This is a genomic window from Bradyrhizobium sp. USDA 4486 (assembly GCF_054057995.1).
In genome coordinates this window covers 3717145-3732598 of sequence record NZ_JBSRZV010000001.1, presented here as the reverse complement: position 1 = coordinate 3732598, position 15454 = coordinate 3717145, and the positions used below count along the sequence as shown (strand labels likewise).

Sequence of the window (15454 nt, the reverse complement as noted above, 5' to 3'; positions counted from 1 at the left end):
CCGCGGAGACAGACCCCTCATCCGTCTCGCTGCCGCTTCGCGTCAGCGATCCACCTTCTCCCACAAGGGGAGAAGGCAAGAGGCCGAATCGACGATGTTTTGATTACGGCTTCGGCGGATGAATGAATGCCCACGGGCTCACTTCCGAATCCCTGGTCACCTCGACCGAGATCAGATACGGCCCGCCATGGCTGAGCGCCTTCTCCAGCGCCGCCTTGAACTGCTCCGGCGCAGTCACACGCGCCGCCGCCACGCCAAAGGACTCCGCGAGCTTGACGAAATCCGGATTGACGAGGTCCGACGCCACCACACGGCCGTCAAAACGTTCGCGCTGGTCGCGGCGGACATTGCCGTAGGCGTTGTTGTTGAACACCAGCGTCACCACGCCGATGTTGAACTGCACGGCCGTGGCAAGTTCCTGCACGCCGAACATGAAGCCGCCATCGCCGGTGATCGCGACCACCGGCTTGTCGGGATTGGCGACCTTGGCGCCAAGCGCAGTCGGGAAGCCCGAGCCGAGCGTGCCCTGATAGCCTGAGGTGATGAAGGTGCGCGGCTGGTAGATCGGAAAGCCGTACCAGGAGGCGAAGCCGACCTGCGACAATTCATCGGTCACGATCGCATTCGCCGGCAGCACCTCGCGCAGGATGTTGAGATACGCCATCTGCGGCTGGACGCGCTGAATCTCGGCTTGTGCGCTCGCGGTGGCCTCGCGGATCGCGCCGCGGCGGCCGGCGGTCTTGCTGTAGCCGGCCTTGCTGACGGCCCCGGCGAGGTCGGCAGTCGCGGCCTTAGCGTCGGCTACGATCGCGGTGTCGGAAGCAAACCGCCGCATCTCGACAGGATCAATGTCGATGCGGATGCTCTTCAATCCGTCGGGACGATACGGCCAGCGCGACATGGTCGGCAGCTCCAGCCGCGTGCCGATGCCGATCATGAGGTCGGTGTTCGGCCATAGTCTGTAGGCGGCGGCCATGGTGAGGCCGAGTTCGTGCGCGTTGGAGACGATGCCGCGGCCGCTGCGGAAGGCGACGACGGGCGCATCGATCATCTCGGCGAGCTCGAGGATCTCCTCGCCCGCCTCGATCGCGCCGCTGCCGACGAAGATCATCGGCGCCTTGCTGGCCTTGATCAGCGCGGCCGCCTGCTTGATCATATCGGGATCGGGCAGCGGTGCAGGCAGCGGCTCCAGCACCTGTGCAGCCGCTGTATCTGCGCGCTGTGTAAAAATGTCCCAAGGCATTTCGACCGAGGCGGGGCCGCGCCGCCCCGAGGTCATCTCCTGGAACGCGCGCGCCACCGTGGTCGGCGCGTTGCCGGGCGTCTCGATCCGGTCGGCCCATTTCACATAGGTGCGCAAGGTGGCGAGCTGGTCCGGCATCTCGTGCAGATGACCGCGGCCCTTGCCGAGGAACTGCGTCGGCACCTGGCCGGTGACGCACAGCACCGGCTCGTTGCAGCCATAGGCGGTCAGCAGCGCCGCGCTGGCGTTGAGCACGCCGGGGCCGGGCACCACGCTGAACACGCCGGGCCGGCCGCTCGCGCGCGCATAGCCGAACGCCATGTAGCCGCAGGCCTGCTCGTGCCGCGCGCCGATCACCTTGAGCTGGGCCTGATGGAACGCGTCGAACAGGCCATAGATCTGCGCGCCGGGCAGGCCGAACACGGTGTCGACGCCGTGAGCAACAAGGCCGCTGACGATCGCTTCGCCGCCGGTGAGGGTGGTCATTGCACTATTCCACTTCCATTGTTGTTCAGGCTTCGTCGACGACACCGTTGCGTAAGGAGCCGATGCCCTCGGCCGCGACCTCGACGACGTCGCCCGGCTTCAGATAGCGCGGCGGATCGAACCGCGCACCGGCGCCCGTCGGCGTGCCAGTGACGATGATGTCGCCGGGGACCAGCGTTGCGAAGGTCGAGATATAGCTGATGAGATAGCGGAACGGAAACATCAGCCGGCTGGTGCGGTCGTCCTGCCGCAATTCGCCATTGACATGCGTGGTGAGGCGGATGTCCGCGATCTGGGATTCCTGCATGTACGGCACCAACCACGGACCGAGGCTGCCGCTGGAATCAAAGTTCTTGCCCTGGGTGACGTTGAATTTGGCGTGGCGCAGCCAGTCGCGCACCGAACCTTCGTTGCAGAGCGTCAGCGCCGCGATGTGGTCGAGCGCGGCGCTTTCCGCAATGTGCCGGCCTTGCTTGCCGATCACCAGCACGATCTCACCCTCATAGTCGAGCTGGGCGGATGCGCGCGGGCGCACCAGCGGCGTGTCGTGGCCGACGAAGGAGCGCGGCGAGCGCATGAACATGCTCGGATATTTCGGCGCGTCCTGGCCGTCCTTGTACTCGGCGTTGCGATCAGGATAGTTGACGCCGATGCAGATGATCTTCTCCGGCGCAGGCACCGGCGGCAGCCAGGTGATATCGGCGAGCGCGTGATCCGGCGCGCGGCCGGCAGCTTCTTCGGCAAGGCTCACGAGCTTTCCGGCGGCGATGACTTCGCGCAGCGTCGGATAGTTTTTCGCATAGCGCGCGGAGAGATCGACGATGCCGCTCTCCAGGACGGCGCCGTAGCTGACATCACCGTTGACGGAATAGGTGGCGAGGCGAGGGAGCTTCATCAGTCCGCCACCAGCACGTCGGCCACGAACTTCGGCTCACGCACGGCCTGATCCGTGAACGGCGAGCCCTGCTCGAACCAGGAGCGCGGCGCAGGCGCGCCCCATAGCGTCTGGCGGCGCGGATCGCGCAGCGACCAGCGCAGCGGCTCGTGGTCGTGATCGCCCGTAAAATAGTCGCTGGTGTAGAGCTCCAGCCGATGACCGTCGGGATCGCGCACGTAAAGGAAGAACGCATTCGAGATGCCGTGGCGTCCGGGGCCGCGTTCGATGTTCTTCACAAAACCCTGCGAGGCCATGACGTCGCAGAGATGGATGATGTTCATCGCCGTCGGCGTCCAGTAGGCGAAATGGTGCAGGCGAGGGCCCTTGCCGTTGGTGATGGCGAAATCGTGGACGTTGCCCTTGCGATGCATCCAGGCGGCGGCGATGCGGCCGTTCGGGCCGTCCTCCTCGGCATATTCGGTGAGGCGGAAGCCGAGCCGTGCGTAGAAATCGACGGTGTCCTGCACCTCCGCGGCGAAGACGTTGAAATGATCGAGCCGCTGCGGATGGCAGCCCCGATAGAGGTCGTAACGGCGCAAGAGATGCGGCCGGCGGTCCATCGATGCGTAGAGCTCGATCTGGAAGCCGAAGGGATCGGTGAACTGCAGCGTGCGGCCCTGGAACGCTTGATCCGCGAACGCGTAGGCGAGGCCGTTCTCGGAGAGAAACTTTGCGGCCTTGTCGAGATCGCCGTCATTACCGACCTTGAAGCCGAGCCTGCTACAGGCCGGCGCGGCGGCCTTGCGCAGCACCAGCGAGTGATGCTGATGCTCCTCGGCCGCACGCAGGTAGACGACCTTGTCGTCGGCATCCTCGACATGCAGGCCGACGGTGGTCTCGTAGAATTCGCGGCTCAGCTTCAGATCGGTTACCTCGAGCACGACGTGGCTGGAGCGGATGATGTTGAACGGCGGCTCGAAGACGTGTTGTGGTACGGGCATTGGCGTTTCCCTCTCTAGGCCTCCGTCATTCCGGGGCGGTCCTTCAGGACCGAACTATGGTGCGCAATTGCGCACCTGAGAATCTCGAGGTTCCGGGTTCTCCGGGCCGCGCTTGCGCGGTCCCGTCGCCCCGGAACGACGGCGTTTCTAAATTCCCAATCTCTGAATCTTGTGGGTGCCCCGCGCCAGCGAGACGTGCTTGGTTTCCATGTAGAAGTCGAACGAGTAGTCGCCGCCGTCGCGGCCGATGCCGCTGGCCTTCATGCCGCCGAACGGCGTCGGCAGATGGCGGACGTTCTCCGAGTTCAGCCAGATCATGCCGGCCTCGAGCGCATCGGCGACGCGCAAGCTCCGGCCCACGTCGTTGGTCCAGACATAGCCGGTGAGGCCATAGCGGATGTCGTTGGCGATCTCGATCGCGTCGGCTTCGTCCTTGAACGGCAGCACGGTCAGGAATGGCCCGAACACCTCCTCCTGTGCGACGCGCATCTGGCCGTGCGCGCCTGTCACCAGCGTCGGCTCGACATAATGCCCGCCGCCGGGACCGTCATAGGTCTTGCCGCCGACCGCGATGGTTGCGCCGTCCTGGCGCGCGACGTCGAAATAGGAGCAGACCTTTGCGAGGTGACGTTCGTGGATCAGCGGCCCGATCTCGGTTGCCGGGTCGAGGGGATGGCCGACCTTCAGCGCCTTGACGCGCGCAGTCAGCTTCTCCACGAATTTCTCCGCGATGCTCTGCTGGATCAGCAGGCGGCTCGACGAGGTGCAGCGCTCGCCGTTGAGCGAGTAGATCATGAACACGACGGCATCGAGCGCGCGGTCGAGATCGGCGTCGTCGAACACGATGACGGGATTCTTGCCGCCAAGCTCGAAATGCACGCGCTTCAGCGTCGGCGCGCCCTGAACCATGATCGCCGAGCCGGTCGCGCTCTCGCCGACGAAGCCGATCGCCTTGATGGCGGGATGCTCGGTCAGCGCCTTGCCGGCCTCCTCGCCAAAGCCGTGAACGGTGTTGAGCACGCCGTCGGGAACGCCGGCTTCCTTAACGAGCCTTCCCAGAATGGACGCCGTCACCGGCGACCACTCGGCCGGCTTGTGTACGACGGTGCAGCCGGCGGCCAGCGCCGGGGCGATCTTCCAGGTCGAGAGCATGAACGGCGTGTTCCACGGTGTGATCACGCCGACCGGGCCGATCGGCACGCGGGTCGAGATGTTCCAGTGCTCCTCGCTCGGCGTGTTGAGGCCGTCGCGCGCTTCGGCGCATTTGTCGGCGAAGAAGCGGAAATTCTCGGCAGCGCGGATCGCGGCCTTGGCCATAAAGCGGTAGGCCTGCCCGGTGTCGATGCATTCGAGCACCGCGATGTCTTCGGCGTTGTCCTCGATGGCGTCGGCAACGCGATGCAGCAGCTTCCGCCGCATCGTCGGCCCCATGTCGCGCCAGGACTTGAAGGCGAGGGCAGCGGCGGTCGCGGCCGCATCGATATCCTCCGCATTGCCGCGCGCGACGGTGGCGAGCACAGCGTTATCGACCGGCGACTTCGTCTCGAAGGTCTCCCCCGAGATCGAGGCGACGGTCTTGCCGTCGATCATGTGGCCGATGCCGTCGGCGCGCAGCTTCTTCAAGAGCGGCGCGAGGCGGTCGCGATTGGCCTGGAACATGTCGGCTTTCGGGATCGGCTTATCCATGTGCGGCCTCCACTTTCAGGGCGTCGTGGATGTTGTTGCGCTTCCAGCTGGTGTCCTTGTCGTTGATCTGCATGTCGAACGACAGAGCGAGCTTGCCGGCGGCGAAGACGGGATCGAGATGCTTTGAGAGCGCCTGGAACACATGCTCGCCGGCTTTCTGGCGGGTCTTGAGATCGCGGCCTTCGCCGATCCGCACCACCATGTCGAGGAAACCGTAGTCCTGCCGCGCATCTGCAATGGCATAGTGCTCACAGCGGATCGCGCGGACGCGGATGCCGCCGAGCGGGAAGATGCCGGTCTCGACCGCCGCCCTGCGCACGACCTCGCACACCGCCGCGATGTCGAGGCGGCGGTCGAGATTGGCCGAATATTCGATCGTGAAATGCGGCATCGCGGTTTCACTCCCTGTATTTTCATCTCTCAGGCGAAGTAGCAGCTCACCGAGCCGTAGGCGCCATAATCGGCTTGAATTGTGTCGCCCTTGCGGGTTTCGATCGGGCGGATGAAGGAGCCGGCGAGCACGACCTGTCCTGGCTCCAGCGCAAGGCCAAGCGGCGCGATCTTGTTGGCGAGCCAGGCAACAGCGGTCGCCGGATGATTGAGCACGCCGGCGGCAAGCCCCGTCTCTTCCAGCTGGCCGTTCTTGAAGCACAGCGCGCCGATCCAGCGCAGGTCCGCGTCGAGCGGACGGATCGGCCGGCCGCCGAGCACGATGCCGGCATTCGCCGCGTTGTCGGCGATCGTGTCGAAAATCTTGCGCGTCGCCTTGGTCTCGGGATCGACGCGCTCGATCCGCGTGTCCAAAATCTCCAGCGCCGGCACCACGAAGTCGGTGGCGTTGAGCACGTCGAACATCGTGCAATTGGGCCCAGCGAGCCGCTTGCTCATGATGAAAGCAAGCTCGGCCTCCACGCGCGTCGCGATGAAGCGCTCGGTCGGAACGATCCCGCCATCGGCGAAGAACATGTCGTCGAGCAGCACGCCGGAATCCGGCTCGTCGATATTGAGTGCGCTCTGCATCGCCTTCGAGGTCAGGCCGATCTTGTGGCCTTTGACGATGCGCCCCTCCGCGATCTTGACGTCGACCCAGGCCTTCTGAATGGCGTAGGCGTCGGCGATGGTGATCTCCGGAAAATCCTGCGAGAGCTGCCGGATCTGCCTGCGGGTCTTCTCCGCCTGGTGCAGACGGCTCGCGCAAGCTTGGATATCGTCGTTGGAAAGCGCCATTTGTGATCTTACAAATCGTGGTGTCCGGAGATACTTAACATGTTAAGTGAATGCGTCAAACGGATTCTTGCTTTGCTGCACTGCAAACTTTTGCGGGCTGAAAGGGTGCCATGACGAAGCGACCCGGCGATCCGGCCAATGGTGGTGCGCCTGCCGCACGGCAGGTGCCGATGCGCGACTTCTCGCGCTCGCTGCCGATGTCGCTGCTCAGGGCGCGCGAGGCCGTGATGCGGCAGTTTCGCCCCTCGCTGCGGGAGCACGGCCTCACCGAACAGCAATGGCGCATCCTGCGCGCGCTCGCGGCCATCGAGGCGGTCGAGGTCACGGAACTCGCGCGCACCGCGTTCCTGCTCGGACCGAGCCTGTCGCGCATCCTGCGCGACCTCGAGGCGCGCCATCTGATCGAGCGCAAGACCGCGAAGAATGACCAGCGCCGCAGCATGGTCTCGATCTCGAAGGAGGGCGTGAAGCTGATGGCCTCGGTGGCGCCGACCTCGGAGGCGATCTACGCCGAGATCACGCGCCGCTTCGGCGCCCGCAAGCTCGCCGAATTGCAGGACATGCTCGGCGAGCTCGAACAGAGTCTGGCAGGGCTCGGTGCCGGCGATGAGGCAAGTGCCGAGGAGTGAAAGCTGATATGCGCCGGCGCGCGACGACAGCCATGGACATGGCCGCGCTTTTTCGCTCAAAGTGCCGCGCAAGCCGATCGCGCGAAATTCGGCGCCGGAACGGATAACGCCGCCCCTGCCAAGGCACCTTGCGTCATCGCGAGCGTAGCGCGGCGATCCAGTTCGCGGTAATAACGGCGCTGCCCTGTCGCGGCGCTCGTCATGGTGACGACGGTCCAAGCAACGACGGTCTAAGCAACGACGGTCCAAACAACAAAGAAGGAAGGCAACGTGGCGAATAAAGTCAAAGAGATCTGGAAGTCGGGCAAGGCCGTCGTCAATGCGTGGCTCGCGATACCGTCCGGCTTCTCGGCCGAGATGATCGCGCAGTGCGGCTTCGACAGCGTCACCGTCGACATGCAGCACGGCGTGCAGGATTACCTGTCGATGGTGCAGTGCTTCCAGGCGATGGACAAGCATCCGGTCACCCCGATGGTCCGCGTGCCCTGGAACGAGCCTGGCATCATCGGCAAGGTGCTCGACGGCGGCGCCTATGGCGTGATCTGCCCGATGGTCAACACGCCGCAGGAAGCCAGGAACCTCGTCTCGTATGCGAAATATCCGCCGCAGGGCGTCCGCTCCAACGGCCCGATCCGCGCCGGCATGTACGGCACCGCGGGCTCCTATCAGAAGACGGCGAATGCGGACACCGTGCTGCTGCCGATGATGGAGACGAAGACCGCGGTCGAGAACATGGAAGCGATCCTTGACGTGGAGGGCATCGACGGCGTCTATATCGGCCCGTCCGATCTCGGCTTCTCCTACGGTCTCGAGCCCAAGCTCGACCGCACCGAGCCGGAGATCCTCGCGATCTACGAGAAGATCATCAAGGAATGCGCCAAGCGCAACCTCAACCCGGGCATCCATTGCAGCGGCGCCGAAGGCGCGGCGCGCGCCATCAACATGGGTTTCAAGCTGGTGACGCTGTCGAACGAGGTCGGCCTGATGACGACCTACGCCAAGATGCAGGTCAATGCGACCCGCAAGGAGTCGAGCGGCAAGGCGTAGGCACTCTCGTGTCCCGGACGCGGCGCAGCACGCAGTGATGCGCCGCAGAGCCGGGACCAGAAGCCAGTGAAGCACGTGCGTGACAACTGGGCCCCGGATCTGCAGCGCATCGCCATAGCGCGTCGAAGATGTGCGTAAACGCGCTAATCGCGCTGCTCAGCGTCCGGGGCACGATATTTTTCAAGACCCAAGGAGATACCCATGACCATCAGCCCCGTCATCCGCCTGCATCCCGATGATGGCGTGCTGATCGCACGCGCCAGCCTGCCGCTGGGAACGGTGGTCGCCGACGGCGTCACCACCGTCGAGCGCATTCCCTCCGGCCACAAGGTCGCGATCAAGCCGATCGCCGTGGGCGAGCCGGTGATCCGCTACGGCCAGATCATCGGCTTCGCGACCATTCCGATCGCGCCGGGCCAGCACGTGCATACGCAGAATTGCGGCATGGGTGATTTCGCCAAGGACTATGCCTATTGCGCCGACGTCAAGCCGACGCCGAACTTCGACCTGCCGGCGACCTTCGAAGGCATCCGCCGGCCGGACGGCCGCGTCGCCACGCGCAACTATATCGGCATCCTCACCTCGGTGAATTGCAGCGCCCATGTCGCAAGCCTCGTCGCCGACGTCTTCAAGAGGAATCCCTTCACCGGCGACAATCCGCTCTCTGACTTCCCCAATGTCGACGGCGTGGTCGCGCTGACCCACAAGACCGGCTGCGGCATGACGCAGAACGAGCCCTTGGCGCTGCTGCGCCGTACGCTGGGCGGCTATGCGCGGCACGTCAATTTCTCCCACGTCATCGTGCTCGGCCTCGGCTGCGAGGTGAACCAGATCGGCGGGCTCATGGAAGAGCAGAAGCTCGCTGGCCGCCTGCGCGCGATGGACATCCAGGAGGTCGGCGGCACCCGCAAGACGGTCGAAGCCGGCATCGCCTTCGTGCGCGAAGCGCTGGCTGACGCCAACAAGGTGAAGCGCGAGACGGTGCCGGCAAGCGAGCTCACCGTGGCGCTGCAATGCGGCGGCTCGGATGGCTATTCCGGCGTGTCGGCCAATCCGGCGCTGGGTGCTGCGAGCGATCTCATCGTGCGCCACGGCGGCACCGTGATCCTGTCGGAGACGCCGGAGACCTACGGCGCCGAGCATCTGCTCACGCGCCGTGCGGTGAGCCGCGAGGTTGGCGAGAAGCTGGTCGACCTGATGCGCTGGTGGGACGAATACACCGAGCGCGAAGGCGCGGAGATGAATGCCAATCCGAGCCCTGGCAACAAGGCCGGCGGCCTCACCACCATCCTGGAGAAATCGCTCGGCGCGATGGCGAAGGCCGGAACCACCAACCTCGTCGAGGTGCTGCGCTACGCCGAGCCCGTCACCAAGAAGGGCTTTGTCTTCATGGACACGCCCGGCTACGACCCTGTCGCTGCGACCGGCCAGGTCGCCGGCGGAGCCAACCTCGTCTGCTTCACCACCGGCCGCGGCAGCGTGTTCGGCTGCAAGCCCGCGCCGTCGATCAAGCTCGCCACCAACACCCCCATGTACAAGCGCATGGAAGAGGACATGGACGTCAATTGCGGCACCATCCTCGAAGGCGAGGAGAGCGTCCAGGAATGCGGTCAGCGCATTTTCGATCTCATCCTCAAGACCGCCTCGGGCCAGCCGACCAAGAGCGAGAGCTTCGATTTCGGCGGCGCCGAGTTCGCGCCCTGGGTGCTTGGGGCGACGATGTAACGGTGCTGATGCACCTCGCGGCCGGAATGACGGCACGAACAGCGGACACCTACGTAGTCATACGTAGGTGTCATGTGATCGAAGCAGTTCCCGCGGTCACTCGGGATTAATGTTTCGCACCGTAATCGTGAGGTGATGCGGGCGACTCCTTCGAGGGCGCTGCCCTTCGACAGGATTCGTCAACGATGACGCGTGCGATACGGCCGACCGGCGTGGAAAATCTCCTCGGTGAGGAGGAGCTGATCGTCTCCAAGACCGATCTCAAGGGCCGCATCACCTACGCCAACGACGTCTTCGTCCGTATGTCGAAATACAGCTGCGCGGAGCTGATGGGCGCGCCCCACAGTATCATCCGTCATCCTGACATGCCGCGCGCCGTCTTCAAGCTGCTCTGGGACACGCTCCAGGCGAAGCAGGAAATCTTCGCCTATGTCGTCAATCTGGCCAAGGATGGCAGCCATTATTGGGTGCTCGCCCACGTCACCCCGACCTTCGACGAACGCGGCAACATCGTCGGCTATCACTCCAACCGGCGCAAGCCCGATCCGGCGCAGATCGAGCGCATCAAGCCGATCTACAAGACGCTGTGCGCGGAAGAGGCGCGGCACGCCAATGCCAGGGACGGCATGCATGCGAGCTTTGATGCGATGGTCGGATTACTGAGGCAACAGGGTGTGGGTTACGATGAATTTGTGCTCTCTCTCTAAGGCGCAGGGAGCGACCGCGCTCGCGTGTGTTCTTGTCGTCGTTGTGTTCGGACTCTCGCTTTTCGGTTTGGCTGGAATCTCCGGAGCGGTGTTGCTCGGCGCGACGGTCGTGCTGCTCGGTTATGCGGTTTGGTGTCAGCATCGCACCGCGGCGGCCGTCGATGAGGTCGCCGATATCTGTCGCAAGGCCTCGCATGGCGACCTCGAAACGCGCATCCTGAGCGACCGCCAGGCCGGGCGGATCGGGTCGATCCAGAAATCGGTCAACGACATGCTCGACATCACGGATGCCTTCCTGCGCGAGGCCTCGGCATCGATGGACTATGCCAGCCGCGGCAAGCATTTCCGCAAGATCCTGGCGCGCGGCCTGCCCGGTTCGTTCCGCCGTTCGGCCGTCGTCATCAATTCCGGCACCCACAGCCTTGGCCGTCGCGTGGTGGAAATCGCCGATCTCGCAAAGCAGTTCGGCACGCATCTCGACGGCGTCGCCGGCACGCTGATGGGCGCTGCGACCGACCTCGAATCCGATGCGCACCAGATGGCGGCGGCGGCCGAGAAGACCAGCCGGCAGACCTCCGGCGTGCTCAGTGCGTCCGACCAGGCCTCGCGCAATGTCGCGACCGTCGCCAGCGCGGCGGGGCAGCTGGCATCCTCGATTGCCGATATCAGCCGCCAGGTGACCGGCTCGACCGCGAGCACGGGGCGCGCCGTCAACGAGGCCAACCGCGCCGGCAGCGAGATCCGCGCGCTTGCGGACGCTGCGATGCGGATCGGCGACGTCGTCAAGCTGATCAGCGAGATCGCCTCGCAGACCAATCTCCTCGCGCTCAATGCCACCATCGAGGCGGCGCGCGCAGGCGAGGCCGGCCGCGGCTTCGCGGTGGTGGCTTCCGAGGTCAAGAGCCTCGCCAATCAGACTGCGAAGGCGACCGAAGAGATCAGCGCCAAGGTCGGCGAGATGCAGCAATCGACCACCAATTCGGTCGCGGCTGTCGAGGCGATCGCGCAGACCATCGCCGAGATCAACGGCATCGCCGCCGCGATCGCGACCTCGATCGAGCAGCAAGGCCTCGCCACCCGCGAGATCGCCCGCAACGTCCAGGAAGCATCTGCCGGCACCTCGCAGGTGTCCTCCAACGTGACCGGCATCAGCGAAGCGGCCGCCGACACCGGCCGCGTCGCCGGCCGCGTCAACAGCGCCTCCGAACGTGTCCACGGCGAAGTCGAAACGCTCCGCCGCGAGGTGACGCACTTCCTGCAGCGGCTGACATCGGCGGCGTAACGTTTCCCCAAATGAGGGCGTCATGCCCGGGGCTTGTCCCGGGCATCCACGTTCTTGGGGACCGCAAACGAAGATCGTGGATGGCCGGGACAAGCCTGGACAAGCCTGGCCATGACGCTGTGGAAGCGTTGGACCGCCAACCCTTCGCGTCTTAGGCGACTTCCTTTGGTCGGCCCGCACCTTGCATAGGCAGCCTCTGCCCGTTGTTAATGCTTGATCGCGATCACTTGCGGTGTTCTGCTCAAAAAAGCTGCTGGAGCACCGCACCCCGTGTCGATCTACGTCGCATTACACCACGTCACGCATTACAAATACGACCGCCCGATCGATCTCGGACCGCAGACCATCCGGCTGCGGCCGGCGCCGCATACGCGCACGCCGGTCCTGAGCTATTCGCTCAAGGTCACACCGTCCAATCATTTCGTGAACTGGCAGCAGGACCCGCAGGGCAACTGGCTCGCGCGCTATGTCTTTCCCGAGAAGACCACCGAGCTGAAGTTCGAGGTCGACTTCACGGCACAGATGACCGTGGTCAACCCGTTCGACTTCTTCGTCGAACCCTATGCCGACAGCTTTCCGTTCGAGTATCCGAAGGACCTGAAGACGGAGCTGGCGCCCTATCTCGAGACCATCAAGCCCGATCGCCTGTTCGCGAAATATCTCGACACGATCCCGCATGAAGCCCCGAACACGGTCAACTTCCTGGTCGAGCTCAATCGCGGGCTCCAGAGGAAGATCCGCTACATCATTCGCATGGAGCCGGGCGTGCAGACGCCGGAGGAAACGCTCGCCTCCGGTGCCGGCTCATGCCGCGACTCCGCCTGGCTGCTGATCCAGACCCTGCGCCATCTCGGCCTCGCCGCGCGCTTCGTCTCGGGCTATCTGATCCAGATCCGTCCCGACATCGACCCGATCGAGGGCCCGCCGGAAGTCGAGAACGATTTCACCGATCTGCACGCCTGGGCCGAGGTCTATCTGCCGGGCGCAGGCTGGATCGGATTCGACGCGACCTCGGGCATGCTGGCGGGCGAGGGGCACATCCCCGTGGCCGCCACGCCGCATTATCGTTCGGCGGCGCCGATCTCCGGCGGTGCCGGCTTTGCCGAGGTCGAGTTCAGCTTCGACATGAGCGTGAAGCGCATTCGCGAAGCGCCGCGCATCACAAAGCCGTTCTCGGATGAATCCTGGGCGCGGCTGAACGATCTCGGCGAGCAGGTCGACGGCGATCTCGTTGCCCAGGACGTGCGGCTCACCATGGGCGGCGAGCCGACCTTCGTCTCGGTCGATGATCTCGAGGCGGGAGAGTGGAATACGGACGCCGTCGGCCCGACCAAGCGCACGCTCGCCGACGATCTGATCCGTCGCCTGCGCACGCGCTTTGCGCCGGGCGGCCTTCTGCATTACGGCCAGGGCAAATGGTATCCGGGCGAGAGCCTGCCACGCTGGGCCTTCGGCCTCTATTGGCGCAAGGACGGCGTGCCGATCTGGAAGAACGCCGACCTCATCGCCAAGATCGAGAACCCGCGGCGGCCTGAGGTCAGGGACGCCGAGGCCTTCATGGAGGGCACGGCCGCTCGCCTTGGCCTCGATCTCGGCTACATCATGCCGGCCTATGAGGATCCGGCCTATTGGCTTCAGAAGGAAGCCGAGCTTCCGATCAATGTCGATCCGTCCGATTCCAAATTGTCCGACCCGGAAGCGCGCGCCCGCATGGCCCGGGTGTTCGACCAGGGCCTGACCACGCCGCGCGGCTTCGTGCTGCCGATCCAGCGCTGGAATGCGCCGCCGCGCTGGCGCAGCGAGCGCTGGCCGCTCCGCCGCAATCACCTGTTCCTGTCGCCGGGCGATTCGCCGCTCGGCCTGCGCCTGCCGATCGGTTCGCTCGGCTACGTCCCGCCCGACCAATATCCCTACATCGTCGAGCAGGATCCGATGGAGCCGCGCGGCAAGCTCCCGGTGTTCACCCGCATGGCGCGCCCGGCGTCGCCGCCGCGGACGGCGCCTGAGCAGCTGAACACCGCGATTCCCGTGCGCACCGCCATGGCGGTGGAAATCCGCGATGGCGTGATCTGCGCCTTCATGCCGCCGGTCGAGCGCATCGAGGATTATCTCGAGCTGATCTCCGCGCTCGAGGCTACCGCCGAGGAGATGCAGCTTGCCGTCCATGTCGAGGGCTATCCGCCGCCGTTCGATCCGCGCATCGAGGTGATCAAGGTAACGCCCGACCCCGGCGTCATCGAGATCAACGTCCAGCCGGCGAAGAGCTGGCGCGACGCGGTCGAGATCACCTCCGGTCTCTATGAGGATGCCGGCAAGGTGCGGCTCGGCGCCAACCGTTTCCTGGTCGACGGCCGCCACACCGGCACTGGCGGCGGTAATCACGTCGTGGTCGGCGGCTCGAGCCCGCAGGATTCGCCGTTCCTGCGCCGGCCGGATCTGCTCAAGAGCCTCGTGCTGTATTGGCAGCGGCATCCATCGCTGTCCTATTTCTTCTCCGGGCTGTTCATCGGCCCGACCAGCCAGGCGCCGCGCATCGACGAAGCCCGTCACGACAGCATCTACGAGCTCGAGATCGCGCTCTCGCACGTGCCGCCGCCGGGCTACCAGACGCCGCTGTGGCTGGTCGACCGGCTGTTCCGGCATCTGCTGGTCGACATCACCGGCAACACCCACCGCGCCGAGATTTGCATCGACAAGCTCTATTCGCCGGAAGGGCCGACCGGCCGCCTCGGCCTCGTCGAATTCCGCGCGCTCGAAATGCCGCCCGATCCGCGCATGTCGCTGGCGCAGCAACTGTTGATCCGCGCGCTGATCGCAAAATTCTGGCGCGAGCCGCAACAAGGAAAATTCGTGCGCTGGGGCACCGCGCTGCACGATCGCTTCATGCTGCCTCACTTCATCTGGGAGGATTTCCTTGATGTGCTTTCTGAGTTGAAGCAATCAGGCTATCCCTTTGAGCCGGAATGGTATCTGGCTCAGCTCGAATTCCGCTTCCCCGCCTTCGGCCGCGTCCATCATGGCGGCGTCACGCTGGAATTGCGCCAGGCGCTGGAGCCCTGGCACGTGCTTGGCGAGGAAGGCTCCGCCGGCGGCACGGTGCGCTATGTGGATTCGTCGGTTGAACGGCTTCAAGTGAAGGCTGAAGGTTTTGTCGAAGGCCGCCACGTCGTCAGCTGTAACGGCCGCCGCCTGCCCATGACGGCGACCGGCCGCTCGGGCGAGGCCGTGGCCGGCGTCCGCTTCAAGGCCTGGCAGCCGGCCTCCGGCCTGCACCCGACCATCCCGGTGCATGCGCCGCTGACCTTCGATCTGATCGACACCTGGAACGGCCGCTCGCTCGGCGGCTGCGTCTACCACGTCGCCCATCCCGGCGGGCGCAACTACGACACCAAGCCGGTCAACACCTATGAGGCCGAGGCGCGGCGGCTGGCGCGCTTCCAGGACCACGGCCATACCCCGGGCCCGATGCAGCCGCCGCCCGAGGAACGCACAAATGAGTTTCCGCTGACCCTCGACTTGCGGACCCCGCTTCTGCAATGAGTAT

General features: G+C 65.0%; 12 protein-coding genes. 6 read left to right on the top strand and 6 right to left on the bottom strand.

Features of this window, described 5'->3' with window-relative positions; translation table 11 throughout:
* Nucleotides 1–103: 103 nt before the first annotated feature.
* From ACVWY3_RS18285 to hpaH, 6 genes are all read right to left on the bottom strand, one after another.
* The gene (locus ACVWY3_RS18285; protein ID WP_456839709.1) at nucleotides 104–1729 is read right to left on the bottom strand and encodes a thiamine pyrophosphate-dependent enzyme; all 1626 of its coding nucleotides are present in this window, start codon (nucleotides 1727–1729) and stop codon (nucleotides 104–106) included.
* A gap of 25 nt (nucleotides 1730–1754) precedes the next feature.
* On the bottom strand, nucleotides 1755–2624 hold the full coding sequence (locus ACVWY3_RS18280) for a fumarylacetoacetate hydrolase family protein (protein ID WP_456839708.1): 870 nt from the start codon (nucleotides 2622–2624) through the stop codon (nucleotides 1755–1757).
* Nucleotides 2624–3607 (bottom strand): 3,4-dihydroxyphenylacetate 2,3-dioxygenase, encoded by a 984-nt coding sequence (hpaD, locus tag ACVWY3_RS18275; protein ID WP_456839707.1) that lies wholly within the window; start codon nucleotides 3605–3607, stop codon nucleotides 2624–2626. The genes ACVWY3_RS18280 and hpaD overlap by 1 nt, the downstream gene beginning before the upstream one ends.
* A 147-nt stretch (nucleotides 3608–3754) precedes the next feature.
* A complete protein-coding gene (gene hpaE, locus ACVWY3_RS18270) occupies nucleotides 3755–5293 on the bottom strand; it encodes a 5-carboxymethyl-2-hydroxymuconate semialdehyde dehydrogenase (RefSeq protein WP_456839706.1) in 1539 nt (512 codons plus the stop codon).
* Nucleotides 5286–5684 carry a 5-carboxymethyl-2-hydroxymuconate isomerase gene (locus ACVWY3_RS18265; protein ID WP_456839705.1) on the bottom strand — a complete coding sequence of 133 codons (399 nt, stop codon included), beginning with the start codon at nucleotides 5682–5684 and terminating at the stop codon, nucleotides 5286–5288. The genes hpaE and ACVWY3_RS18265 overlap by 8 nt, the downstream gene beginning before the upstream one ends.
* Nucleotides 5685–5713: 29 nt before the next feature.
* Nucleotides 5714–6520: a 2-oxo-hept-4-ene-1,7-dioate hydratase gene (gene hpaH / locus ACVWY3_RS18260; protein WP_456839704.1), complete on the bottom strand. Its 807-nt coding sequence runs from the start codon at nucleotides 6518–6520 to the stop codon at nucleotides 5714–5716.
* 110 nt (nucleotides 6521–6630) lie between these two features.
* Here hpaH and hpaR point away from each other — a divergent pair, with 110 nt between their 5' ends.
* The 6 genes from hpaR to ACVWY3_RS18230 all read left to right on the top strand — a co-directional run bounded on the left by hpaR (nucleotide 6631) and on the right by ACVWY3_RS18230 (nucleotide 15450).
* Nucleotides 6631–7149 (top strand): homoprotocatechuate degradation operon regulator HpaR, encoded by a 519-nt coding sequence (gene hpaR, locus ACVWY3_RS18255; RefSeq protein ID WP_456839703.1) that lies wholly within the window; start codon nucleotides 6631–6633, stop codon nucleotides 7147–7149.
* A 270-nt stretch (nucleotides 7150–7419) separates the two neighbouring features.
* Nucleotides 7420–8196, top strand: coding sequence for an HpcH/HpaI aldolase family protein (locus ACVWY3_RS18250; protein ID WP_456839702.1), 777 nt, complete (start codon nucleotides 7420–7422; stop codon nucleotides 8194–8196).
* A 201-nt stretch (nucleotides 8197–8397) separates the two neighbouring features.
* A complete protein-coding gene (locus tag ACVWY3_RS18245) occupies nucleotides 8398–9921 on the top strand; it encodes a UxaA family hydrolase (RefSeq protein ID WP_456839701.1) in 1524 nt (507 codons plus the stop codon).
* Nucleotides 9922–10106: 185 nt separating this feature from the next.
* On the top strand, nucleotides 10107–10628 hold the full coding sequence (locus ACVWY3_RS18240; RefSeq protein ID WP_456839700.1) for a PAS domain-containing protein: 522 nt from the start codon (nucleotides 10107–10109) through the stop codon (nucleotides 10626–10628).
* Nucleotides 10606–11910 carry a methyl-accepting chemotaxis protein gene (locus tag ACVWY3_RS18235; protein WP_456839699.1) on the top strand — a complete coding sequence of 435 codons (1305 nt, stop codon included), beginning with the start codon at nucleotides 10606–10608 and terminating at the stop codon, nucleotides 11908–11910. The genes ACVWY3_RS18240 and ACVWY3_RS18235 overlap by 23 nt, the downstream gene beginning before the upstream one ends.
* Nucleotides 11911–12180: 270 nt before the next feature.
* On the top strand, nucleotides 12181–15450 hold the full coding sequence (locus ACVWY3_RS18230; RefSeq protein WP_456839698.1) for a transglutaminase family protein: 3270 nt from the start codon (nucleotides 12181–12183) through the stop codon (nucleotides 15448–15450).
* Nucleotides 15451–15454 lie beyond the last annotated feature (4 nt).

What these genes read in the sequence shown, in the direction of transcription:
- ACVWY3_RS18265 (WP_456839705.1), bottom strand. Translation starts at nt 5,684, where the DNA reads ATGCCGCATTTCACGATCGAATATTCGGCCAATCTCGACCGCCGCCTC.
- hpaH (WP_456839704.1), bottom strand. Translation starts at nt 6,520, where the DNA reads ATGGCGCTTTCCAACGACGATATCCAAGCTTGCGCGAGCCGTCTGCAC.
- ACVWY3_RS18235 (WP_456839699.1), top strand. Translation starts at nt 10,606, where the DNA reads ATGAATTTGTGCTCTCTCTCTAAGGCGCAGGGAGCGACCGCGCTCGCG.
- hpaR (WP_456839703.1), top strand. Translation starts at nt 6,631, where the DNA reads ATGACGAAGCGACCCGGCGATCCGGCCAATGGTGGTGCGCCTGCCGCA.
- hpaE (WP_456839706.1), bottom strand. Translation starts at nt 5,293, where the DNA reads ATGGATAAGCCGATCCCGAAAGCCGACATGTTCCAGGCCAATCGCGAC.
- ACVWY3_RS18240 (WP_456839700.1), top strand. Translation starts at nt 10,107, where the DNA reads ATGACGCGTGCGATACGGCCGACCGGCGTGGAAAATCTCCTCGGTGAG.
- hpaD (WP_456839707.1), bottom strand. Translation starts at nt 3,607, where the DNA reads ATGCCCGTACCACAACACGTCTTCGAGCCGCCGTTCAACATCATCCGC.
- ACVWY3_RS18280 (WP_456839708.1), bottom strand. Translation starts at nt 2,624, where the DNA reads ATGAAGCTCCCTCGCCTCGCCACCTATTCCGTCAACGGTGATGTCAGC.
- ACVWY3_RS18245 (WP_456839701.1), top strand. Translation starts at nt 8,398, where the DNA reads ATGACCATCAGCCCCGTCATCCGCCTGCATCCCGATGATGGCGTGCTG.
- ACVWY3_RS18285 (WP_456839709.1), bottom strand. Translation starts at nt 1,729, where the DNA reads ATGACCACCCTCACCGGCGGCGAAGCGATCGTCAGCGGCCTTGTTGCT.